This is a genomic window from Streptomyces nitrosporeus (assembly GCF_008704555.1).
Lineage (GTDB): Bacteria > Actinomycetota > Actinomycetes > Streptomycetales > Streptomycetaceae > Streptomyces > Streptomyces nitrosporeus.
Genome location: NZ_CP023702.1, coordinates 3961174 through 3982069 on the forward strand (window position 1 = coordinate 3961174; position 20896 = coordinate 3982069).

The following is a 20896-nucleotide window of genomic DNA, read 5'->3' on the forward strand; positions in this document are numbered from 1 at the left end:
CCGCTGCCTGGTAAACGGCTCGCAGGTCGGCGCCCTCGGCACAGTTCGTCCCGGTGGTTCTGCAAGTCGCACAGCCCTGGATGTGAACGATGTAAGCCCGGTACGCAGCCTCCAGGACAGGAGACGGCGGAGTGGTCATGACGCCACTTCCACGAGGCAGAGAGGGCACCTGCACACCGGGTAGCAACTGGTCGTCTCCACTGTGTCCTGCGGGGCGACCTCGGTTTCCTCGCGCAACACCCGGAGGGTGCCGTCACGGCCTACCTTGTACACCTTCATCGTCATCGTCATGCTCATCGTTCCTGGTCGTCGGACAGGTGTCCCCGACCGTAGGAACGCAGACAAGGAACGAGGGGCAGGATTCCTGCCCCTCGTTCACGTGCTCGATTATGCGGCGAGCAGTCTGAGACGTTCAGCCAGTACCGCAGCCCGTTGCCGTCGTGCCGGGACCCTGGATTCCGTCTCCTCCAGCACGATTCGTCGCGCATACCCGTTGTACTTGATCGTTTCGGGGGCGGCTTTGTGAGCCTTCTCCAGGGTGGCGAGGGCGGTTTCGGCCTGGCCGTCGAGTTGGTAGGCGCGGGCCTCCTCGATGCGATGCCGGGCCAGTCGAGGACGAGACGGGATCGCGGTCGAGTCCGCAGCCACGGCCTGCCGCACGGACTCGCCGCCGGCGCGCAGCTCAACCGCCACCGTCACCGCGTGTGCGCGCATGATTGCCCTGCTGAAGCTCGTCACTGGGTGGTAGTACCCCTCGTGCAGCTTCTTCGCGGTCTTCTCCGCTTTGTCCCACCATCCCCACGCGGCACCACTCTCGCCACGTCGGGCTGCTGTGTACGCTGCCTCGAACTGGAGCGCTCCGACGATCGCGGTAGTGCGGTCGTCGGCACCGGGGAGGTGCTGTTCCAGGTGGGCCAGCGCCCCCACTGTCATGTTGTCCGCAGCATCGAAGTGCGCGGGGCCGCTGTCCCGATGCGCCTGAGCAGCCAGCCACGCGGCCACACCGATCGCGTGTGGGTCTTCGGACTCCTGCGCGGCGACCATGCCCCGCTCGGCTACCCGCCACAGCAAGGCGCTGTCAGGCTGGTATGCGATGAAGAACTGTGAGAGCGAGTAGACCTCGGACAGGATTGCCTGTGCTGTCCGCCGGTCCGCCGCCGTGTCGGTCCGTCGTACGGCGAGTTGCGCATCTCGGATCAAGTCGGGGAGGAGCCCGCCGATGACCTCCCGGTGGTTTGCTGCCCGGTGCCGCGCCGCCCAGGCTGTCACCAGCCGGGCTCTGAGGTGTGCCACGGACGGACCCTCTCGGTCTCCGTCGAACACCAGTGAGTCAACCGCGTCTCGGACTGCCTGAAGTCGCGGGTGCCCCGGTCCGATGAACAGGTTCACAGGCGCAGACTGATCTCCCGTCAGGTCGGTCAGATCCCGCACCCGCAACAGTTCCGCGATCCGCAGTATGGTCGGGAGCTTCGGCATGCCGATCTCTCCTCTCTCCACCTGCTTCACCCACGAGGGCGACATGCCGAGCAGACCGGCGGCAACGGATCGGCTGAGACCTCGGCGGGTTCGGAGGATCTGCATGCGCTGCCCGAATCGAATCGGGTCGGTGTACGGGTCGGGGGTAGCGTCGTCCGGCATGGCCTTTCCCCTCTTCTGTTCAGTCCGTCCCTGCCAGGGTATGGGGCAAGGCCCTTCTTGACGGGGTGCGTTACTGATGCCGAACATGACAGAGCGTTCCTCCGGCCGTTGTGATGAGAGTGGGTGGCAAGACCGCTCCCCGCGCGTGCGGGGATGACCCCGGGTGCCGGTAGCAGATGACCTGGCCGACCCCCTGCTCCCCGCGCGTGCGGGGATGACCCCCGCGTTAGTCGACTAGCGTGGAGCTGATTGCGCTGCTTCCCGCGCGTGCGTGGATGCTTCACACACCCCTTGCCATAATGAAGCGCGATGCTCTGCTCCCCGCGCACGCGGGGATGATTCCGCGCGGCACTGCGAGGAAATCATTCGCTCTTCGGTTCCCGCGCGTGCGGGGATGACCCCGAAGGCTTCCCACGGTGGAAGAGCAACGTCCTTCTGTATGCATGCGGAGACGAGTCGAGTTGCCGATGTCGGCGTATCGGATCGCCATAGTAGTGATGATGAGCGGAAGCGGGTCTGATGACGAGTGCTCCGGACTACAGTCAGGGCGTTGACGCTGAACGCGCCCTGAAATTCGCTGTGCAGCGTATCCGCGGGGAGCGTGTGCAGATCATCGAGGGGATCATCGAGCCGGTGTCACCGACCTGGGACCACGAGCGCGTCGCCAGACTCGTACGGCGCCAGATCGAGAACCGGGTGGACGAACTCGGCTGTGTGGAGGGGTCGGGGAATCTGGACCTTCCGGGTTCCTCGAACTGGTACGTCCCTGACATCGCCGTGGTGCCGGAGGAACTGGCGAAGGGTGGCGGTGCTCTGCTGCCTGAGCAGACCCTGCTGATCGTGGAGGTCACCTCGGAGTCGAACGCGGAGACCGACAGGGTGGTGAAGCGACGCCGGTACGCGGAGTACGGGGCTCCGCTCTATCTGCTGGTGGACCGTATCGAGGGCAGCGTGACGCTCTTCTCGGAGCCGGGGGGACTCGGGTACTCCAAGGCGGACGGGCCGCATCCGTTCGGGGCCGTGCTGCGTCTGCCCGATCCGTTCGATGTGGCCATCGACACCGGCGGGCTCTCGGCCGTTTGAGCCGGTGGCCGCCCGGCAGGCGGCCGGCGGCCGGGAAGAGGCCGTACCGGACCGCTCCCCGCGTACGCGGGGATGACCCCGGGATCGAGTTCGGCCGGGACGGCGACGACCCCTGCTCCCCGCGCACGCGGGGATGACCCCGCCGGCTCGACGCGCGCCCTCGCACGGCACCGCTGCTCCCCGCGCGTGAGGGGATGATCCCGGCGGCCGGGTGCTCGTGAACCCGGCCCGCCCGAGCCGTCGCGTGGTGCGGACGCGACGCCCGGGGGAGGGGCTTCAGCGGTGCAGGATCGTCTCCCGGCCCATGTGCGACAGCTTCTCCGGGTTGCGTACGGCGTAGAGGCCCGTGATGAGGCCGTCGTCCATGCGCAGCGCCACGACGGTGTCGAGCTCGCCGTCGAGGTGGATGACCATGGCCGGGTGGCCGTTGACCTGCGCCGGTGCGAACGAGACCGCGCCCGGGACCTTGACCAGCCCGTTCGTCAGCAGGCGGGCCACCTTGTCGGCGCCCATGACGGGCCGCAGGACGGCCTTCTTGATTCCGCCGCCGTCGCCGAGCAGGACGACGTCCGGGGCCAGGATGTCGAGCAGGCCCTGTAGATCGCCGGTCTCGGTCGCCCGGCGGAAGGCGTCGAGCGCGGTCCGGGACTCCGACCGGGAGACGGTCTCGCGCGGGCGGCGGGCCGCGACGTGGGAGCGGGACCGGTGCGCGATCTGGCGTACCGCGGCCGGGCTCTTGTCGACGGCCTCGGCGATCTCGTCGTACCCGAGGTCGAACACCTCACGCAGGACGAACACCGCCCGTTCGGTCGGCGTGAGCGTCTCCAGGACCAGCAGCATCGCCATCGAGACGCTGTCGGCGAGTTCGACGTCGTCGGCCACGTCCGGGGCGGTCAGCAGCGGTTCGGGCAGCCAGGTACCGACGTAGGACTCCTTGCGGCGGCCGAGCGTACGCAGCCGGGTCAGCGCCTGGCGGGTGGTGACCCGGACCAGGTAGGCGCGCGGTTCGCGTACCGTCCCGTGGTCGACGCCCGCCCACTTCAGCCAGGTCTCCTGCAGGACGTCCTCGGCGTCGGCGGCCGAGCCGAGCATCTCGTAGGCGACGGTGAAGAGGAGGTTGCGGTGGGCGATGAACGCCTCGGTGGCGGGGTCCGTACCTCTCCCGGCTCCGGGGCGTCCACCGCTGTCCTCACCGGGGGCCCCGGCCGTGCCGCCCGCGTTCTCCGGGTTCACCGGGTGCTCGCTCTCCACCGAGTTCTCCTGTCCGTCAGCTCTCCGCACCATGTCCGTCACGCGCACAGGACGCCGGCCGCCCCGGTTCTGTGACAGCCCGGGTCGATGGTCTACGTCACACGGGCCGGTCTGTCACAGGCGGTGGCCCGGCGGCGTCTCGTGTTCGTCAGTACGACGGCGACACCACGAGTGAGGACGACATCATGGAGACCCGGTTCAACCTGTTCGAGAACGAGATCGGCTCGAAGTTCGCCAAGCGGTTCGCCAACGCGGGCATGGTGATCCAGCAGTCGTCGCTGCCCAGCTCCACACAGGAACTGGTCGCGCTGCGTGCCAGCCAGATCAACGGCTGCGGTCACTGCATCGACATGCACACCAAGGAGGCGGCGGCGGCCGGTGAGACGGCGGTACGGCTGCATCTGGTCGCGGCCTGGCGCGAGTCCACGGTGTTCACGGAGGCCGAGCGGGCGGCGCTGGCGTTCTCCGAGGAGGGCACCCGGCTCGGTGACGCGAACCGAGGCGTCTCCGACGAGACCTGGGCCGAGGTGCGCAAGCACTACGACGACGACCAGACCGCCGCGCTGATCGCCTCGGTGGCCCTGATCAACGCGGCCAACCGGATGGCGGTGATCACGCACCAGCAGGGCGGATCGTACGAGGCGGGCATGTTCGCCGCCGCCCTCGGCTGACCGGCCGGCGACGCACCGCCCCGCACCGCCCCGCTCCCTCGCAGGCCCGTCCTGGGAGAGCGGGGCGGTGCGGCCTTGTCGGTGGGGCGTGCTTTCATCCCCGCATGGCTGAGTTCAAGGACTTCAACTTCAAGCTGGCGGTCGTCGAGACCCTCATGTACATCGACGGGACGCTCACACCCGTGTTCCGCATCGATGAGCTGCTCCGCGCCAAGGGCGCCAGTGACGTCTACCGGTACGTCTACGACAAGGGACTCGCCTACACCGTGCTGGACGAGTCGCGGGCCTACTTCGAAGCCCTGGAGATCAGCGACGAGTTGCTGGCGTCGGTGGAGGAACTCGTCATTGACGGCGGTAATCAGGTGAACCACGAGTGCGCCCCCATCTGGGACGGGGAGGACGGCCTCTTCGACGTGCGGTCGCTGGACGATCTGGATCTGCTGCCGAATCTGAAGCGGGTCCTGGGCGAGGACATGATCGACGTGCCGGACATGATGGAACGTTTCGCGGCGCGGGGGATCACCGTCGACTGATGAGGGTGAAGCGCGTAATCCACCCTTATGGCTGATGTTTTGGCTGTGTGGCGAGGGTGGCTTTTCGGCTGCGCTACGGTGAGCGAGTCATCACGCTCCGTGTGTGCACGCGTACATATGCGTATACGGAGCGGTCCCCGGACGTGTGTAGGAAGCACCGGCCGAGGACCTTCACCGCCAGTGGCTGATTCCAAGGAGACCACCGGGATGCTTTGGCATGCTACCGCGCTGTCGCGCGGCTATACGAAGGCCGCGAACGACCTGGTACGCGATCCGCGTCTGAGCAGTGACGCGAAGATCATTCTTCTCTATGTGCAGGGACTTCCCGCCGAACGCCGCGATGTGGCCCTCAGCGAGCATGCGCAGAAGCTGAAGATCACGGGCCGGGCGTATCAGAAGCTCAAGAAGTTGCTGGTGGCGCACGGTTACCTGCACGAGTGGCGAGTGCAGGACGCGCGGGGGTTCTGGTCCACCGAGCAGTTGCTGGCCAATATGCCGCTGGAGCCGGAGGAGGCGTTCAGGCTCCGGGAGGCGGGCGTCGGTACCGCTGGTGCTGGTTCTGGTGGTGAGGTGTTTCCGAGTGAGCGGAATCCGACGGTCGGTCAGCCGGGATGTCCGGAAGCCGGTGGCTATACACCGGTAGATGAAGAACGGGAGAAGAACTCTTCCCACCCACCCACCGAAACCGCTTCGACGAAGCCGGAGCCGGCGGTGGGGCCGGGACCGGGACCGGGACCGGGGTCGGGTTCGGTGGTGGTGGGTCCGTGGAGTGCGCAGGAGGCTGAGGCTGAGCGTGCTCTGTTGGGGTTGTGGCGGGTGCATCGGTCGTTGCGTCTGGGGGTGGTGGAGGTTCGCAGGCTGGTGGGGTTGGCGGTGGAGTGGTTGCGGCGGGGTGTGTCGGTGGAGGAGTTGTGCCGGGTGCTGAGCAGTGATCTGCCGTCTGCGGGGGTGCGTTCGGCGGTGGGGTTCGTGCGGTGGCGGTTGGTGCAGAAGCTGCCGGAGGCTCCGGCCCGTCCTCTCGGCCTGACGCGTTCCGGAGGGGCGGGTGTGGGGCTGGTGGGCCGGGGAGGGGGTGCTCGGTTGCCGCTTCAGGCGGGGTGGGTGACGTGTCAGGGTCCGGGGGATGAGCATGTCTTCCGGGGCGGTGAGGGGGACACCCACTGCGGGCCTTGCCGTCGTCAGGTGGCCTGGGAGGTCTGGGAGCGGAAGCGGGCCGCGCAGTTGGCGGAAGAGGCGGCGGGCGGGACGGGTGCGGCTGTTCCTGCGCCTTCGCTGTCCGGGCCGCCGGGGCTGTCTGTGGGGCCTGTGGTGGATGACGATGATGATGTCTATCGGCATGTTCCGTGGCGGGAGCGGGTCGCGGCTGTGGAGGCGCAGCGCGTCGTCAGTACGTGAACGGTGTTCTCGGTGGTGGGGTGAGGGCCTACCCTGGGCCGGGCGGCAAGGGGGTGTGCTTGGCGGCTTCCCCGTGCCCCCTGGGAGGTAGGTGCGAAATGTCCGAGTCGGTGAAGTTGGTAGAAACCGCTGCTCCCGCCGGATAAACCCGCAGGTCAAATAGACTGCTCCCCGCGCACGCGGGGATGACCCCCGTCTACCAGCTCGCAGAGAATGTTTCACCAGCTGCTCCCCGCGCACGCGGGGATGACCCCTCCTGACGGCCGCAGTCACCATCACCGCGCCCCTGCTCCCCGCGCACGCGGGGATGACCCCATCGAGTTGAGCTGGTCGCGGATCTCGGTGTTCTGCTCCCCGCGCACGCGGGGATGACCCCCCGTCCGCAATCAGGGCTTTGACCGCCTTGGACTGCTCCCCGCGCACGCGGGGATGACCCCTACATGGCCCTGACCGGCGGCAAGCTCACCATCTGCTCCCCGCGCACGCGGGGATGACCCCGGCGCGAAGTCCGCCCACTACTGCTGGACGGACTGCTCCCCGCGCACGCGGGGATGACCCCGGCGGTGGCAGCAGAGGCAAGTACCGGGCCGACTGCTCCCCGCGCACGCGGGGATGACCCCGACCCGGCCGCGTCGGTCACCGTGCGCTACCGCTGCTCCCCGCGCACGCGGGGATGACCCCCAGCGTGTGTCGCAGCTGGCGCGTGAGGACCCGCTGCTCCCCGCGCACGCGGGGACACCCCAGGCGGCCGGGCCGCGCCAGGCCCGCCCCGCTCGCGTTTCGCCCTGCCTCGCCCGCCCCGCCCCGCCCCGCCCCGCGACCCGCACCCGGCCCGGCCCGGCCCGCACCCGGCCCGCCCCGCTCCCGGCGTGGGATGGCTCCTACCTCCCCTCCACCCGGGCGGCATAGGGTGATCGCATCGGCGCGCGGCCGATCGCCGTGCGCAGCCGCGGCACTCATGTGGTCACTGCTTCGGCGGCGGGGAGACGCACGGAACTGGTCGCCGCGGGCCACTTCACGTGAGCGGAGGCGGATGTGTTGATCACTGTTGCGGACGTGGAAGCCGCGGCCGAGCGGATCGCCGGGCATGTCGTACGGACCCCGACGGTGCCGAGTTCCGGGCTGTCGGCGTTCCTGGGCGCGGATGTCACCGTGAAACTGGAACTCCTCCAGCGCACCGGTTCCTTCAAGGCGCGGGGTGCGACGGCGAAGCTGCTCGCGCTCGGCGAGGACGAGCGGGCCGCCGGGGTCGTGGCGGTGAGCGGGGGGAACCACGGCATCGCGACCGCCGTCATGGCCGGTGCGCTGGGCATCGAGGCGACCGTCGTCATGCCCCGGTCCGCCCCCGGCCGTGCCGTGGACATCGCCAAGGCCGCAGGGGCGAACGTCGTCCTCGCCGACACGATGGACAGAGCCTTTGCCCTGGTGGAGGAGCTCCGTTCCGGTGGCCTCACCCTGGTCCACCCCTTCGACGACCCCGTCGTGATCGCCGCCCAGGGCACGGTGGGCCTGGAGATGGCGGAGGACGCCGGGGAGCTGACCGACGTACTCGTCAGCATCGGCGGTGGGGGGCTGATCGCCGGGGTCGCCGCCGCGCTGCACGCGTGCCGTCCCGGGATACGGGTCTGGGGCGTGGAGACCGCGGGTGCGCGGGCCATGTCGGAGGCCCTGGCCCAGGGAGGTCCGGTGCCGGTCGAGCTGTCCTCGATCGTCTCGACCCTGAGCGCTCCCAGCGCCTCGCAGCTCACCTACGAGCATGCCGCGGCACTGGTCACCGATGTCCTCACGGTGACCGACGCCGAAGCCGTGCAGGGCATCCTGGACCTGGCCGAGCACGGGAAGGTCTGGGGGGAGCCCGCCGCAGGGTGCCTGCTGCCCGCAGCGCGCCGGGTGCTGGAGCGGGTCGGTGACGGGGCCAGGCTCGGCCTGGTGGTCTGCGGCGGCAACGCGACCATCGCGGACGTGACCGAGTGGGCCGATCGCTTCGGCCTGCGCTGACCGTGCGAACCCTGGCAGACAGACTCTGATGGACACGGCCCGGCAGGCGGGTGCCGGGCCGAGTACGGCGCTCGCGCCGCTTTCCGCCGAGACGCGAGCGGCGTACTCCACCACCGTCGCCCCCGGGCAGAGCCGGCGCGGCGTCAGTCCTGGTGCTTGGCGAACTCCACGAGGCCGGCGAAGCCCTCACGGGTGAGGGTGAGGTGCGGACCGGCCGGGTTCTTGCTGTCGCGGACCAGGAACTCACCTGTCGTACGCGCGTGACCGGGAGCCCACTGCACGCAGTTGCCGCCCTGGCCGTCGCTGTAGGTGCTGCTGATCCAACGCATGCCACGCGGGTTCGACGAGTTACTCATTCGCGTGTTCCTCCCTTATCGACCGGATAAGACGCAGTGACCGGGTCTCGGACTCGGCCGAGGCGCGCAACCGCTCATAGGTGGCCGTCCAGTGGCGTACAGCCGTCGTGGAGTCGTTCACCTGCCCCTGCCCTGTCGTCTCCGAGTACAGGACGGATGTCCCGTCGGCTTGCGTAAGCAGGATAAACGGGAGCCCTGATGAGGGAGCACCCGCTGCGAACTGCATTACCTGTAGGGAGACATGGGGGTTCGCGGCCATCTGGAGCAGGTGGTCCAGCTGCCCGGCCATGACGGCGTGGCTGCCGACGACCACGCGCAGTACCGCTTCGTGAAGGATCACCCACAAGAGGGGCGGATTCTCCCCCTCAAGGATCTCCCGCCGACGTAGACGGAGCTCGACCCGGTGCTTGATCTGCGCGTCCGTCTCGCGTGGGTGGGCCGAGCGGAACACCGCTTCGGCGTACTCGGAGGTCTGCAGCACCCCCATGACGAAGGCGTTCGAGTAGTCCTCGACCTTGGCCGCCGTCTTCTCCAGCTCGATGTACGGGATGAACCACTCGGGGTGCCCCTGTTTGCTCAGCTTGGCGCGCAGGCGGGCGTACACCCCCGGTGTGCCGGCGGCGCGGTCCATGGCCTCCGCGAAGGAGGCCGACGCCAGGACGGTGCCGCTCTCCACCTTGCTGACCTGTGCTTGCCGGTAGTGCAGCCGGTCCGCGAAAGCGCCCTGGGAGAGGCCCAGCGTCTCCCTCAGGGCCTTGGCCTCCGCGCCGAAGTACGCGGCACCGTTCGTGGGCCCGTACTCCCGTTCGGCTTCTTCGTTCACCTGTTCAACTCCCCGCTATTCCCCACGCGTTGGAATGGCTCCAGACCTGTTGAGCGTACGCACTCCGAGTCCATGGTGTGAGGAGGCAATCACACAGAGCAAACGAAAGTGAACGGTCGATGACGTACGGGATGTCAGGCATGGAGACGGCGGGACGGCAGCAGATGGCGGACGCTACGGACACTGCGGGTACGGCGGACGTCGCGGACACGGCGGCGGGCATGGCGGACGCGGTGGAGGAGGCCGAGAAGGTGAGCGCCGACCTGCGCGACGCGCTCAGCGCCGCGGGCGTGAAGCTGCCGTCCCTCGGGCTGGACGCCGTGTCGTGGGCCGGTACGGCGCCGTTCGTACTGGTCGAGCTGGGGCGCTGCAACGTGGACACGGCCCGCAAGCTCGCTGCCGCGCTCCGACTCGGAACGGGCGTACACCGGCCGGACGCGGAGGCGTGACCCGGCGCGTTTCCCGACGCGTTTCCCGGCGTGTGCCCCGACGGGCGATCCGGCGCGTGAACCGTCGCACGCGCCGTTGTCTCCGGGCCGCAGGCTCCCGGGGCGCCGTGTCCGCGCGGGCTACGGCGGTACGGGCCGGAGGCGCGCGGGCCCACGGGAGCGGGGCGTGCGGACACAGGGCGTACGGAGGCAGGGTGTGATGTCCGCACCGACCACCGGGTACCCGTGGCGTGACGCGTGGCCTCCCGTCGCGCGGCCCGGCGACGGCGGGGCGTGGGTGGCGGGCGCCTGCTGGCTGTACTGCCGTCGCGAGGACGTGGCCGTCCTGTGGGTCGGCACGGTGACGACGCCCGGAGCGACGGGCGACGTCTACGCCTGTGGCCCCTGCCTGGTGGAGCTCGGTCAACTGGTACGGGCCCAGGCGCACGCACGGGATGTGCGGGCCGTCCCCGCCGGGCCGTACGCCACGGTCCGGCCGGCCGGGGCCCCCGGCCCGATCGGGGGTTCCGGTCCGTCCAGAGGGCTGGTGTGTGAGCACCGGCGGACCGAGCGGCGCGGCGGCACGACCTACTGCCAGGGCTGCGGCCGCCAGCTCTACCTGTGAACCGGCCGGGCCACCGGGGCGGCCCCGCCCCGGACGCGGCGAGTCCCCGCCCGGACGGTGGTACGCCGGACGGGGACTCGCCGGGCCTCCCCGGAGCTTCCCCGGGTCTCCCCGGACTCGCCGTGCGGAGGTGCCGGGCCGGTCTCAGCCCTCGATCTCGATCGCCTCGGATCCGGCCTTCGTCCTCGCCTTCACCTTCGCGGGAGCCGGTACCGGGGCAGGCGCAGGGGCCGGTACGGAGGCGTCCGCGGCGGGCTGTGCCGTACGCGCCTTGAGGTTGCCCAGCAGCGCGGCCAGGTCGACTCCCGTGGTGGAGCTGAGGAGTTCGATGCCCTGGGCCACGTTGTCGGTGACCGTACGGGACAGCCGGCTCGCGCCGTCCGTCGAGATGACGGTCATCTTGTCGATGGCGCTCAGCGGTTCGGCCGCCTTGGCGACGACGCTCGGCAGGACCTCGACCAGCATCTGGAGCACGGCCGCGTCACCGTAGCGGTCGAAGGCGTCGGCCTTCTTCTGCATGGCCTCGGCCTCCGCCGACCCCCTCGCGGCGATGGCGGCGGCCTCCGCCTCACCCTCGATGCGTACGGCGTCGGCGAGCGCGGAACGGTGGAGCTTCTCACCCTGACCGGTGAGACGGGCGCGTTCCGCGGCGGCCTCGGCCTCCTTGACCTGGGCGATACGGCGGGCCTCGGCCTCCTGCTCGGCCTGGTAGCGGGCGGCGTCGGCGGGCTTGCGGACCTTGGTGTCGAGTTCGCGGTCGGTCAGGGCGGCCTGGCGCTCGGCGACCTTCTCCTGCTCGGTCAGGATCTCCTGGCGGCGGGCCGCCTCGGCGAGCGGACCGGCGGCGTTGGCCTTGGCCGCGGCGGCTTCCGTCTCGACCTTGATCTCGGCCTGCTTGAGGTAGAAGGTCCGCTCGGCGATCGCGATCTCCTCGGCGGCCTTCAGCCGGGCCTGCTCCGAGGCGCGCCGGGCGATGGCCTCGGCGATGTCGGCCTCCTGTTTGGCGCGGGCGGCCTCCGGGCGGCCCAGGTCCTCCAGGTAGGAGCCCTCGGTGGTGATGTCCTGGATCTGGAAGGCGTCCAGGATGAGGCCCTGCCCGGAGAGGCTGGCCTCGGCCTCCTCCGCGACCTGGGCGGCGAAGGCGGCACGGTCCCGGATGATGTCCTCGACCGACATCCGGCCGACGATGGCGCGCAGGGCACCGGAGAGGACTTCCTGGGTGAAGCCGACGATGCCCTTCTGCTGTTGGAGGAAGCGCTGGGCGGCCGCCCGGATCGCGTCCTCGCTGCCGCCGACCTTGACGATGGCGACACCGTCCAGGTTGGACTTGATGCCCCGCAGGGTGACGGCGCCGCGCACGGCCACGGGGATGTGACGGCTGGAGAGGTCCAGGGTGAACCTCTGCTGGACGAACGGCACGACGAAGACCCCGCCGCCGACCACGACCTTCTGGCCGCTGTTGTCGATGCTGGTGCGCCCGGTGACCGGGTCCACGGACTTCTTCCCGCGACGGCCGGTGATGATGAATGCCTGGCTGGGACCGGCCACCTTGTAACGGGTGATGACCGCGAGGGCCAGGAGTACGGCGAGTACGACGACGCCGGCGACGGCGATCACTACTGGACTCATGAGACGTGTCCCCCCTGCCACCCTGGGGATGGCAGCTTGCTCCAACTGTGCGGAGTTCTCTGACTGTTCGGACGCTCGGATCGTTCGGACGGTTCGGGAGAGTGCGGGCGGGTGCGAGGGAATGAGGGGCGCCGCCCACGCGGGGTGCGGCGGAAGTGACGGGTGCGACGGATACGGCGGGTGCGGCGGAAGCGGCGGGTACGGCGGGCTCGTGTGCGGTGAGGCCGGGACGTGGTGGGGCGGGGCGGGACGCGGTGGAGTGGGCCGGGACGGGCCGGGGCGTCAGCGTTCGACGGGGCGGACCGTCACGGAGGTGGAGGACAGGGTGCCCTCGACCCAGATCTCCGTGCCCCGCGCGACGGGTGCCGCGCTCTTGGCGGAGTACTTCACCGTCTGGCCGGCGAGGCGCAGCAGGACCTCGCCGTAACCGTCGGCGGGGATGGGGGTCACCACGGAGCCCGACGTGCCGACGAGGTCCTCGCCGCGCGGGGTGGCCGTGGTCTGGTCCCGCATCAGGGTCTTGCTGAACTTCCAGGTCAGCCAGGCGGCGACGAACCCGGCGGCGGCGCCGGCCGCGACGGCCGCGGGTGCGCCCAGACCGGTGGTGCCGAGGACGATGGCGCCGCCGAAGCCGAGCATGGAGACGAAACCGGCGACGACGGGCAGGGAGAGCAGCCCGTCGAAGAAGCCGTTCAGCATTCCGCCGAAGGCATCCCCGAAGAGCCCTTCGAGGATGCCGTCGAAGATCAGTGACAGGGTGAGGAGAACGATTCCGGCTATTCCGAGACCAAGGAATATGGTCATGTGATCAAGCCCCCGACTTTCGACTTCCCCCGAAGTGATGACGTCGAACTGGCCGAATGATCCCATACGCGCCCGCCGAGGGGTACTGCCTGAACTCGTCTGTCTTTACCCGTTCTTGATGTCGGAAAGGTGTTCGGCCAGTGTGCCGAGCGACTGGAAGGTGGCGCCGAGCAGCGCGACGTGCTTCCAGCGCAGCACCCCGTCCGGACCGATCAGGAACACGGACCGGCGCACACCGATCCCGGGGGCGGCCACCTTGTAGGCGCGGGCGATCTCGCGTCCGGTGTCCGCCAGGAGCGGCATGCGCAGGTCGTGGGCGCGGGCGAAGGACTCGTGGCTGTCCACGTCCTGCGGGCTGATCCCCCAGACCTCCGCGTCCAGCCCCTCGAAGGTCTCCAGCCCCGACGAGTAGGAGCACAACTGCCTGGTGCAGACAGCCGTGTTGTCGCCCGGGTAGAAGGCGAGCACCACCGCCCGGCCGCGTGCGGCGGAGAGCGTGTGGTCGCGCCGCACGAAGCCGTCGTCGGTCAGTGTTCCGCCGGGCAGCGTGAAGTCGGGTGCGACTGAGCCGATTTCGGGTCCTGATGCCATCGGGGGAGCTCCTCGGTTTCGGTACGCGGACGGGTCCGGGCCTCGTACAGTGAACGCCACTTCTGACGGGCCGGTGTCCCCGGCCCCACCCGTGCGGCTCCCGCCGGACGGGCAGGAGCCGCACGGGGCGCCGGTCCCCGTGTCCCCGCGCCCCCGGCTGGAGGTCTGTGTGGTCCGTCGTCCGCCGTCGGCAGCGGTGCTCGTCCTCCACGGCGGCTACGAGACAGGGCTGGCACCCCCCGCACCCGGACCGCTGAACCTCCCCGGCCTGCGGATGCTGCCGTTCGCCGTGGGGGTGGCCCGGGCCGTGCGCGGCGAGAAGCCGGTGAGGGTGTGCCGGGTCCGCTACACGCACCGGGGCTGGAACGGCACGCGGCAGGACCCGCTGCACGACGCCGTACGGGCGCTCGACCGCCTGCGCCGCGAGGCGGGGGACATCCCCGTCGTCCTGCTCGGCCACTCCATGGGCGCACGTGCCGCGCTCCACGCCGCCGGGCACCCCCTGGTCCGCTCGGTGGTGGGCCTCGCGCCCTGGTGCCCGCCGGGCGACCCGGTGACACAGCTCGCCGGACGTGACGTCGTCCTGCTGCACAGCTCCCGGGACCGGGTGACGAGCCCGCTGGCCTCCCAGTCGCTGACCGCGCGGGCCCGCCGCGCGGGCGCCCGCACCTGCCTGGTGACGGTCCCCGGGAGCGACCACGCGATGCTGAGACGCGCACCGGCCTGGCACCGCCTGACCAAGGCCCTGGTGGCGGGACTGCTCGGACTGGCCCCCGTGCCGGACCGGATCGAGGCGGCCTTCGCCCTGCCGCCGGACGCCCCGGCCTTCGACGGCACGCTGGTGCTCACCGGGGCGGAACTGCGGGGGCCGGGCGGCGGACGCGGCCACCCCCAGGGAGTGCCGGGCGCGCGGGGAGTACCGGGCGGGCCCTGACCCGGGCGCCGGGCCGGTGCCGCACGGCGGATGCGGCATGGCGCGGATACGGCGGGGACGGGGCGCGGGCGCGGTGCGGCGGGGGCGCGGGCGCGGCGCCGCGCGGAGGGGATGCGGCGCCGCTCGGGGAGGCAGACGATGGAAGACCGGGACGGGGCAGGTCCTCGGCCCGTCCGTCCGCCCCGCGCCGCCGCGCCCCTATCCCCGGAGGCCCCGTTGCCGGCCGAAGAGCCCGCCGCCCCGCCCGCGCCCTTCGATCTCGCGGGCACGAAAGCCCTCATGCACGGCAGCCCCGCGGGCATGGCCCTGCTCGACACGGAACTGCGCTACCTCTATGTGAACCCGTCACTCGAACGGCTCAACGGCATCCCCGCCGCCGCGCACCTGGGCAAGGTCATCACCGAGGTGCTGCCCGACGTGGACATCCGGACCGACGTACTGAAGGAGGTCCTGGCCGACGGGAGGCCCCGGCAGATCGTCTCCGGAGGCCACACCTGGGCCGAATCCCCGGAGGGCAAGCGCCACTGGCAGGCGGCCTACCACCGGCTGGAGGAAGACGGGGTGGTACGCGGACTGGTCGGTCTGATCATGGAGATCGGCACCACCCGGCGCCAGCAGGAGGAGGTCGAGCGGACCAGGAGCTACCTGGCACTGCTGGACACCGCCTCGGCCAGGATCGGCACCACTCTCGACATGGACGTGACATGCCAGGAGCTCGCCGACTTCGTGGTGCCGGCCCTCGCCGACGCGGCCACGGTCGACGTCTTCCCCTCGGACGTGGGGCACGAGGTGCGCAGACCGCCGGCCGGAGTGCTCCGGATGCGCCGGGCGGCCCTGGCCACGAGCCCGGTGCTGGAGGTCGACGCGGAACGGTTCGGCGGACCGGGGGACTACCTCGACTACCAGCCGGACGCCGCCGTCGCGCGCTGTCTGTCGTCGAACCGGCCGGTGGTCGAGAACTTCCTCGGTGAGGAGGAGATGAGCCGTTCCATCTCCACCCCGGACCGGGGCGCCGCCTACCGCTCCGTCGGACTGCACTCGGTGGTGACCGTCCCGCTCGCGGTGCGCGGGCGGCCGGTGGGCGTCCTCGGACTGCTGCGCGGCGGTGACTCCCCGGCGTTCACCGAGGCGGCGGACGTCGTGGTCGCACGGGAACTGGCCCGCCGCGCCGCCGTCGACCTGGACCACGCCAGGCGCTACGCACACGAGCACACCATCGCCAAGGAGCTCCAGCGTTCCCTGCTCTCCAGACCAGCCGTCCCGCACCCCCACGTCCAGGTCGCCAGCCGGTACCGGCCCTCGGACGAGGGGGCGCTGGTGGGCGGCGACTGGTTCGACGTCATCCCGTTGCGGGACGGCCGGCACCTCAAGGCGATGGGTGACGTGATGGGCCACGGGGTCGAGGCCGCCGTGGCGATGAGCCACTACCGGTCGATCCTGCGTGCCGTGGCCGAGGACGACATGGAGCCGCACCGCATCCTGGAACGCCTCGGCGAGGCGGTGGTGCGCTCCGGCGTCGACCGCGCCGCCACCTGTCTGCTCGCGGTGGTCGACCGGTTCCGCCGGACCTGCCGGCTGGCCAGCGCCGGACACCTGCCACCGGTCTTCCTCGACCCCGGGGCGCCCCGGGGCCATGTGGTGCGGATGTCGGTCGGTCCGCCGCTCGGGTCCGGCTTCGACGGGTACGTGACCACGGAGGTGCCGTGCGGTCCGGGCACGGTGCTCTTCATGTACACCGACGGGCTGGTGGAGCGGCGCGGAGAGGACATCGACGTGTCGGTGGCGCGGCTGGAAAGCCTCTCGATGCCGGCGAGCGGGCGGCTGGAGGACCTGCTGGACCAGGCCCTGGACCGGTTCGCGGAGGACGCGGAGGACGACATCGCGGTGCTCGCCACGCGGGTCCGCGAGGGCGTGGCCTTCGGATCACAGGGCTGAGCGGCACGGCTGCCCCGGGGCGGCGCCGGGCCGGGTGCCACGGCCGTTCCGGGTCTCACGGCCGGGCCGGGTCTCACGGCCGTGCGGGACGGTCCGTGGGGCCCGGGGCGGAGTGCGCGGGCGGGCCCGCCTTCCCTCGGGGCACCGGCGTTGTCAGTGGCGCCTGCGAGGATCGGCGGCATGGAATCCCATGGCATCGAACCTCTGCTCCTCACCGACATCGAGGCTGCCATCCGCAGCAGTTGGGACGCGGACACCACCACACCCGTGCACCGGCCCCGGTGGAATCCGGGGAACCCCGCCCGCGACCAGTGCGGGGTCACCGCCATGGTGGTCAACGACCTGCTGGGGGGCGAGCTGATCCGGGGAGAGGTCCTGGTCGACGGCGAGCGCGTCGACTACCACTGGTGGAACCGCCTGGGCATGGGCATCGAGATCGACCTCACGCGCGAGCAGTTCGAGGAGCACGAGAAGGTGTCCGGCGGTGTGGTGATCGAGCGCCCGGCCGAGATCGTCCGCCTGCGCGAGGAGTACGAGCTCCTCCGCGACAGGGTGCTGGAGCGGCTGCGCGGGCGCATACGGGTCCCGGCGCAACGGACCGCCGACTGAGGGAACCGAGCACCCGTGGGCGCCGGCCCGGCGCCCACGGGCCCCCGGCCGGGTGCCCACCGGCCCCCGGCCGGATGCCCGCCGGATCCCGGACGGGGCGGATGTCAGCCGAGTTCGAGGCTGGTGATACCGAAGACCCCCGCCCGGTCGAAGTCCGGCACAGGGCCGGTGTACATCCGGGCCGTGTCGAACGACGGTGTGAGCCCGAGCTGTTCGGCGAGCGGCACGGCAGCCGGGTTGACGTCCGGTACGTCGATCGCGACGGGCGTGTCCGGGTCGGACGAGGCGAGCGCGCTCACGAGTGCCGCCGCCACCTCCGCCGATTCCGCGTGCAGCGGACCGATGCGGGAAGCGGCCCGGCAGGCGCGCAGGACGGCGAACCCCACGATCTCCCCGTCCCGCACGGCGGCCAGGGCGGTGTGCCGGGGCGCGGTGGCCCAGGGGGCCAGAAAGCTGTCCCTCGGCTCGGGGAAGAAGCGGCGGTCGTAGGCGGTGAGCCGGGCGAAGGGCAGTGAACGGGCGTCGACGAGGGACACACCGGCGGGCGGGGCGACGTCCCTGGGCGCCAGCCCCTCGTAGCGCGCGTTCCCCCAGGCCGTACGGAAACCGGACCTGCGGTAGTTGTCCTGCTGGGCGGGGACGCCGTCGAGGCCCACGGTGCGCCCGGAGAGCCGCGCCGTACCGGCCCGCCAGACCTGGATGCCGTAGCCCCGGCCGCGGAGCGAGGGGCGGGTCAGGTAGAAGCCGAGAAAGCCGAAGGAGGTGCCGTACCGCATCACGGAGACCGAGGACACCGGTTCGCCGTCGAGGCGCCCGATGAGGAAACCGCAGGGGTCGGTGGCGAAGAAGACCTGCCCGTCGGTGAGTCCGGGATTCCACCCCTCGGCATGGGCCCATTCGCCCAGCACGGTGATGTCGTCGGCGCTCGCGGTGGTGATCTCGAAAGTCGGCATGGACCGGTCCTGCCCGGCGCGGGTCCGGTTCACGTGGACCGGCACGGGGGGTTCGGGAGCAGAGCACCGGCGCGGAGCACGGGCCGCGCGCTGATGTAGCCCTTCACGACGGGGGATGCGTGAAGGGCTACCCGTGCAGTATGGCCCCTTCGCAGGTCGTGCGACAACTGACCGGCCGGTCAGCCTGGGTGGCTGCGGACCGGCTGCCCCGCCGGTCACGGGGATTCCCGGCGGGGCAGACCGCCGGGAACCGGTGGAGGCCACCCGGCTCGGGCGGGCCGGGGCCGGGGTCGGCGGGGGGCGAGGGAAGGGGGCGCGGCCCGGCGGGGCGGGGGCGCGAGGGGACGCGAGAGGAGTGGGGGCGACGGGAGGAGACGGGACGTCGCACCGGGGGCGTTCACCCCAAAACGCCCGTAATCGTGCTATTGTTCATCGGCGTCGCCGTGGTTCTTCCCGTGGGCTTTCGAAGGCCCTTCTCTTTTTCACCCGGGTGGGCGCGCTTTTGTATTTCCGCTCCCTTCCGGTCGGGGCAATTATGTGCGCGATGTAGGGATCGCACAGTGCGGACCCACGGGCAACGCCCCGAAGGAGAAAAAACATGGCTTCCGGAACCGTGAAGTGGTTCAACTCGGAAAAGGGTTTCGGCTTTATCGAGCAGGAGGGCGGCGGCGCTGACGTCTTCGCCCACTACTCGAACATCCAGGCCCAGGGCTTCCGCGAGCTGCAGGAAGGCCAGAAGGTGACCTTCGACGTCACGCAGGGCCAGAAGGGCCCGCAGGCCGAGAACATCACCATCGGCTGATCACGTCGGGCACATGACACGGTCGGGGCCCGCATCTTCGGGATGCGGGCCCCGGCTCGTCCCCGGCCCGCGTACCATCCGCCCGTCCGGCCTCCCGGCCGGACCCCGCAATCCGCTGTACTCACCGGCTCGTATCCGGCGATTCCCGGCGTCGTATGCCTGACCGGTCAGCCGGAGGGGCACACGCCCGGACGGAATCCCTCGACACGCGCCATTCGAGGGAAGGTTCTCCATGAACCGCGAACGTACGAACCGCCCGGACGGCGCGGCCGACGGCATAGCGCCCCCGGCCCCCGGCACCCCGGCCACCGACAACCCGGCCCCCCGCGCCTCGTCCGCCGATATCCCGGCCGCCGGCACCCCGGCCCCCCGCGCCCCGTCTGCCGATATCCCGGCGCCCGCCGCAGTCGCGGGTTTCGAGGAGTTCGGTCTGCCGACGCCTCTGCTGACGGCCTTGGGCTCCGAGGGCGTGAAGGTGCCGTTCCCCATCCAGGCGGCCACGCTGCCGGACGCGCTCGCCGGCCGCGACGTGCTGGGCCGTGGACGCACCGGCTCGGGCAAGACGCTCGCCTTCGGCCTAGCCCTGCTCGCACGTACCGCCGGACGGCGCGCCGACTCCCGCCGCCCGCTGGCCCTGGTGCTCGTCCCCACCCGGGAGCTGGCGCAGCAGGTCACCGACGCGCTCACACCGTACGCGCGGTCCCTGAAGCTGCGGACGGCCGCGGTCGTCGGGGGTGTGTCGATCAGCCGGCAGGCCGGGGCGCTGCGGGAGGGCGCCGAAGTGGTCGTGGCCACCCCGGGACGCCTGACGGACCTCGTCGACCGCGGCGACTGCCGGCTCGACCGGGTCGCCGTCACCGTGCTGGACGAGGCCGACCGGATGGCCGACATGGGCTTCCTGCCCCAGGTCACCGCACTGCTCGACCAGGTGCGCGCGGGCGGCCAGCGGATGCTGTTCTCGGCCACCCTGGACCGCGACGTGGACACGCTGGTCCAGCGCTACCTGCACGACCCGGTGGTCCACTCCGTCGATCCGTCGGCCGGCGCGGTGTCGACGATGGAGCACCACGTGCTCTACGTCCAGGGCGCCGACAAGTACGCCACGACGACCGAGATCGCCGCCCGCGAGGGCCGGGTGATCATGTTCCTGGACACCAAGCACTCCGTCGACCGGCTCACCGCCCACCTGCGCGGCAGCGGCATCCGTGCCGCCGCGCTGCACGGCGGCAAGTCCCAGCCGCAGCGCACCCACACCCTGGAGCGGTTCAGGACCGGCGAGCTCACGGTGCTGGTCGCCACGAACGTCGCCGCCCGTGGCATCCACATCGACAACCTCGACCTGGTCGTCAACGTCGATCCGCCGGCCGACCACAAGGACTACCTGCACCGCGGCGGCCGTACCGCCCGTGCCGGGGAGTCGGGGCGCGTCGTCACGCTCGTGCTGCCCGACCAGCGCCGTGACGTGGCCCGTCTGATGGCCGACGCCGGGATCACCCCGCACACCGCCCGGGTCCGGTCCGGCGAGGCCGAGCTCAGCCGTATCACCGGGGCGCAGGCGCCCTCGGGCGTCCCCGTGCCGGGCGCGGCCCCCTCCAAGGAGCGGACCGGGAAGACCGACGAGGCCCCCCGCCGCAGGCGCGGCAGCGCGCCCCCGCAGGGCCGCCGCTCCAACGCCGGCACGGTGACCGCACAGGCACGGGCCGCCGCCGCCCAGCGCCGGGCCAACCGGGCCCGCTGACCCGCCCGGACCCGTACGGAACCGGCCCCGCCCACGGGCCCGTACGGAACCGATCCGCACACGGCCGCACCCCGGGTCCCTCCCAGGTCCCGGGGTGCGG

General features: G+C 71.2%; 20 protein-coding genes and 1 CRISPR repeat array. Of the genes, 12 read left to right on the forward strand and 8 right to left on the reverse strand.

What is annotated here, in order from left to right:
* Positions 1-387: 387 nt before the first annotated feature.
* A complete protein-coding gene (locus CP967_RS17620) occupies positions 388-1638 on the reverse strand; it encodes a helix-turn-helix domain-containing protein (RefSeq protein WP_150488893.1) in 1251 nt (416 codons plus the stop codon).
* A gap of 519 nt (positions 1639-2157) precedes the next feature.
* Here CP967_RS17620 and CP967_RS17625 point away from each other — a divergent pair.
* Positions 2158-2721, forward strand: coding sequence for a Uma2 family endonuclease (locus tag CP967_RS17625; RefSeq protein WP_150488894.1), 564 nt, complete (start codon positions 2158-2160; stop codon positions 2719-2721).
* Positions 2722-2997: 276 nt separating this feature from the next.
* Here the strand turns inward: CP967_RS17625 and CP967_RS17630 are convergent, their stop codons facing one another.
* Complete coding sequence (locus tag CP967_RS17630) at positions 2998-3972, reverse strand: RNA polymerase sigma-70 factor (protein WP_229888502.1); 975 nt, start codon at positions 3970-3972, stop codon at positions 2998-3000.
* 185 nt (positions 3973-4157) lie between these two features.
* Here CP967_RS17630 and CP967_RS17635 point away from each other — a divergent pair, with 185 nt between their 5' ends.
* The 4 genes from CP967_RS17635 (at position 4158) to CP967_RS17655 (ending at position 8569) form a co-directional block, all read left to right on the forward strand.
* Positions 4158-4643: a carboxymuconolactone decarboxylase family protein gene (locus tag CP967_RS17635; RefSeq protein WP_150488896.1), complete on the forward strand. Its 486-nt coding sequence runs from the start codon at positions 4158-4160 to the stop codon at positions 4641-4643.
* A gap of 104 nt (positions 4644-4747) precedes the next feature.
* Positions 4748-5176 (forward strand): DUF6892 domain-containing protein, encoded by a 429-nt coding sequence (locus CP967_RS17640; protein ID WP_150488897.1) that lies wholly within the window; start codon positions 4748-4750, stop codon positions 5174-5176.
* A gap of 180 nt (positions 5177-5356) precedes the next feature.
* A complete protein-coding gene (locus tag CP967_RS35135; protein ID WP_268253040.1) occupies positions 5357-6571 on the forward strand; it encodes a hypothetical protein in 1215 nt (404 codons plus the stop codon).
* Positions 6572-6735: 164 nt separating this feature from the next.
* A CRISPR array of direct repeats spans positions 6736-7314; the repeat unit is 29 nt; unit sequence CTGCTCCCCGCGCACGCGGGGATGACCCC.
* Between the two features lie 295 nt (positions 7315-7609).
* Positions 7610-8569: a threonine/serine dehydratase family protein gene (locus CP967_RS17655; protein WP_150491906.1), complete on the forward strand. Its 960-nt coding sequence runs from the start codon at positions 7610-7612 to the stop codon at positions 8567-8569.
* Between the two features lie 143 nt (positions 8570-8712).
* On the opposite strand, the gene CP967_RS17660 is transcribed toward CP967_RS17655, so the two are convergent.
* Positions 8713-8925 (reverse strand): DUF397 domain-containing protein, encoded by a 213-nt coding sequence (locus tag CP967_RS17660; protein ID WP_150488898.1) that lies wholly within the window; start codon positions 8923-8925, stop codon positions 8713-8715.
* Positions 8918-9748, reverse strand: a complete 831-nt coding sequence (locus tag CP967_RS17665) for a helix-turn-helix domain-containing protein (protein ID WP_150488899.1) — start codon at positions 9746-9748, stop codon at positions 8918-8920. Before CP967_RS17665 ends, CP967_RS17660 begins: the two co-directional genes overlap by 8 nt.
* 119 nt (positions 9749-9867) lie before the next feature.
* Between CP967_RS17665 and CP967_RS17670 the strand changes: the two genes are divergently transcribed.
* Together CP967_RS17670 and CP967_RS17675 are read left to right on the forward strand one after the other, a co-directional pair.
* Positions 9868-10197 carry a hypothetical protein gene (locus tag CP967_RS17670; RefSeq protein ID WP_373300409.1) on the forward strand — a complete coding sequence of 110 codons (330 nt, stop codon included), beginning with the start codon at positions 9868-9870 and terminating at the stop codon, positions 10195-10197.
* Positions 10198-10396: 199 nt separating this feature from the next.
* Positions 10397-10801, forward strand: a complete 405-nt coding sequence (locus tag CP967_RS17675) for a hypothetical protein (protein ID WP_150488900.1) — start codon at positions 10397-10399, stop codon at positions 10799-10801.
* Positions 10802-10945: 144 nt separating this feature from the next.
* Here the strand turns inward: CP967_RS17675 and CP967_RS17680 are convergent, their stop codons facing one another.
* The 3 genes from CP967_RS17680 to CP967_RS17690 form a co-directional block, all read right to left on the reverse strand.
* A complete protein-coding gene (locus CP967_RS17680; protein ID WP_229888501.1) occupies positions 10946-12430 on the reverse strand; it encodes an SPFH domain-containing protein in 1485 nt (494 codons plus the stop codon).
* Positions 12431-12712: 282 nt separating this feature from the next.
* Positions 12713-13234, reverse strand: coding sequence for an NfeD family protein (locus CP967_RS17685; protein WP_150488901.1), 522 nt, complete (start codon positions 13232-13234; stop codon positions 12713-12715).
* Between the two features lie 105 nt (positions 13235-13339).
* A complete protein-coding gene (locus tag CP967_RS17690; RefSeq protein WP_150488902.1) occupies positions 13340-13825 on the reverse strand; it encodes a peroxiredoxin in 486 nt (161 codons plus the stop codon).
* Between the two features lie 169 nt (positions 13826-13994).
* On the opposite strand from CP967_RS17690, the gene CP967_RS17695 reads away from it, so the two are divergent.
* The 3 genes from CP967_RS17695 to CP967_RS17705 all read left to right on the forward strand — a co-directional run bounded on the left by CP967_RS17695 (position 13995) and on the right by CP967_RS17705 (position 17303).
* Complete coding sequence (locus tag CP967_RS17695) at positions 13995-14759, forward strand: alpha/beta hydrolase (protein ID WP_229888500.1); 765 nt, start codon at positions 13995-13997, stop codon at positions 14757-14759.
* A 279-nt stretch (positions 14760-15038) separates the two neighbouring features.
* Positions 15039-16694: a SpoIIE family protein phosphatase gene (locus CP967_RS17700; protein ID WP_229888499.1), complete on the forward strand. Its 1656-nt coding sequence runs from the start codon at positions 15039-15041 to the stop codon at positions 16692-16694.
* A 195-nt stretch (positions 16695-16889) separates the two neighbouring features.
* Complete coding sequence (locus CP967_RS17705; RefSeq protein ID WP_150491908.1) at positions 16890-17303, forward strand: YunG family protein; 414 nt, start codon at positions 16890-16892, stop codon at positions 17301-17303.
* A 104-nt stretch (positions 17304-17407) separates the two neighbouring features.
* Here the strand turns inward: CP967_RS17705 and CP967_RS17710 are convergent, their stop codons facing one another.
* Positions 17408-18256: a GNAT family N-acetyltransferase gene (locus CP967_RS17710; RefSeq protein ID WP_150488904.1), complete on the reverse strand. Its 849-nt coding sequence runs from the start codon at positions 18254-18256 to the stop codon at positions 17408-17410.
* Between the two features lie 598 nt (positions 18257-18854).
* Here CP967_RS17710 and CP967_RS17720 point away from each other — a divergent pair.
* The gene (locus CP967_RS17720) at positions 18855-19058 is read left to right on the forward strand and encodes a cold-shock protein (protein WP_150488906.1); all 204 of its coding nucleotides are present in this window, start codon (positions 18855-18857) and stop codon (positions 19056-19058) included.
* A gap of 232 nt (positions 19059-19290) precedes the next feature.
* On the forward strand, positions 19291-20796 hold the full coding sequence (locus CP967_RS17725) for a DEAD/DEAH box helicase (protein WP_150488907.1): 1506 nt from the start codon (positions 19291-19293) through the stop codon (positions 20794-20796).
* Positions 20797-20896: the final 100 nt, after the last annotated feature.

Bases quoted from the DNA above. Each gene is read 5' to 3' on its own strand.
- CP967_RS17620 (WP_150488893.1), bottom strand. From the start codon at position 1,638: ATGCCGGACGACGCTACCCCCGACCCGTACACCGACCCGATTCGATTC.
- CP967_RS17625 (WP_150488894.1), top strand. From the start codon at position 2,158: ATGACGAGTGCTCCGGACTACAGTCAGGGCGTTGACGCTGAACGCGCC.
- CP967_RS17635 (WP_150488896.1), top strand. From the start codon at position 4,158: ATGGAGACCCGGTTCAACCTGTTCGAGAACGAGATCGGCTCGAAGTTC.
- CP967_RS17640 (WP_150488897.1), top strand. From the start codon at position 4,748: ATGGCTGAGTTCAAGGACTTCAACTTCAAGCTGGCGGTCGTCGAGACC.
- CP967_RS17660 (WP_150488898.1), bottom strand. From the start codon at position 8,925: ATGAGTAACTCGTCGAACCCGCGTGGCATGCGTTGGATCAGCAGCACC.
- CP967_RS17670 (WP_373300409.1), top strand. From the start codon at position 9,868: ATGACGTACGGGATGTCAGGCATGGAGACGGCGGGACGGCAGCAGATG.
- CP967_RS17675 (WP_150488900.1), top strand. From the start codon at position 10,397: ATGTCCGCACCGACCACCGGGTACCCGTGGCGTGACGCGTGGCCTCCC.
- CP967_RS17680 (WP_229888501.1), bottom strand. From the start codon at position 12,430: ATGAGTCCAGTAGTGATCGCCGTCGCCGGCGTCGTCGTACTCGCCGTA.
- CP967_RS17685 (WP_150488901.1), bottom strand. From the start codon at position 13,234: ATGACCATATTCCTTGGTCTCGGAATAGCCGGAATCGTTCTCCTCACC.
- CP967_RS17690 (WP_150488902.1), bottom strand. From the start codon at position 13,825: ATGGCATCAGGACCCGAAATCGGCTCAGTCGCACCCGACTTCACGCTG.
- CP967_RS17700 (WP_229888499.1), top strand. From the start codon at position 15,039: ATGCACGGCAGCCCCGCGGGCATGGCCCTGCTCGACACGGAACTGCGC.
- CP967_RS17710 (WP_150488904.1), bottom strand. From the start codon at position 18,256: ATGCCGACTTTCGAGATCACCACCGCGAGCGCCGACGACATCACCGTG.
- CP967_RS17720 (WP_150488906.1), top strand. From the start codon at position 18,855: ATGGCTTCCGGAACCGTGAAGTGGTTCAACTCGGAAAAGGGTTTCGGC.
- CP967_RS17725 (WP_150488907.1), top strand. From the start codon at position 19,291: ATGAACCGCGAACGTACGAACCGCCCGGACGGCGCGGCCGACGGCATA.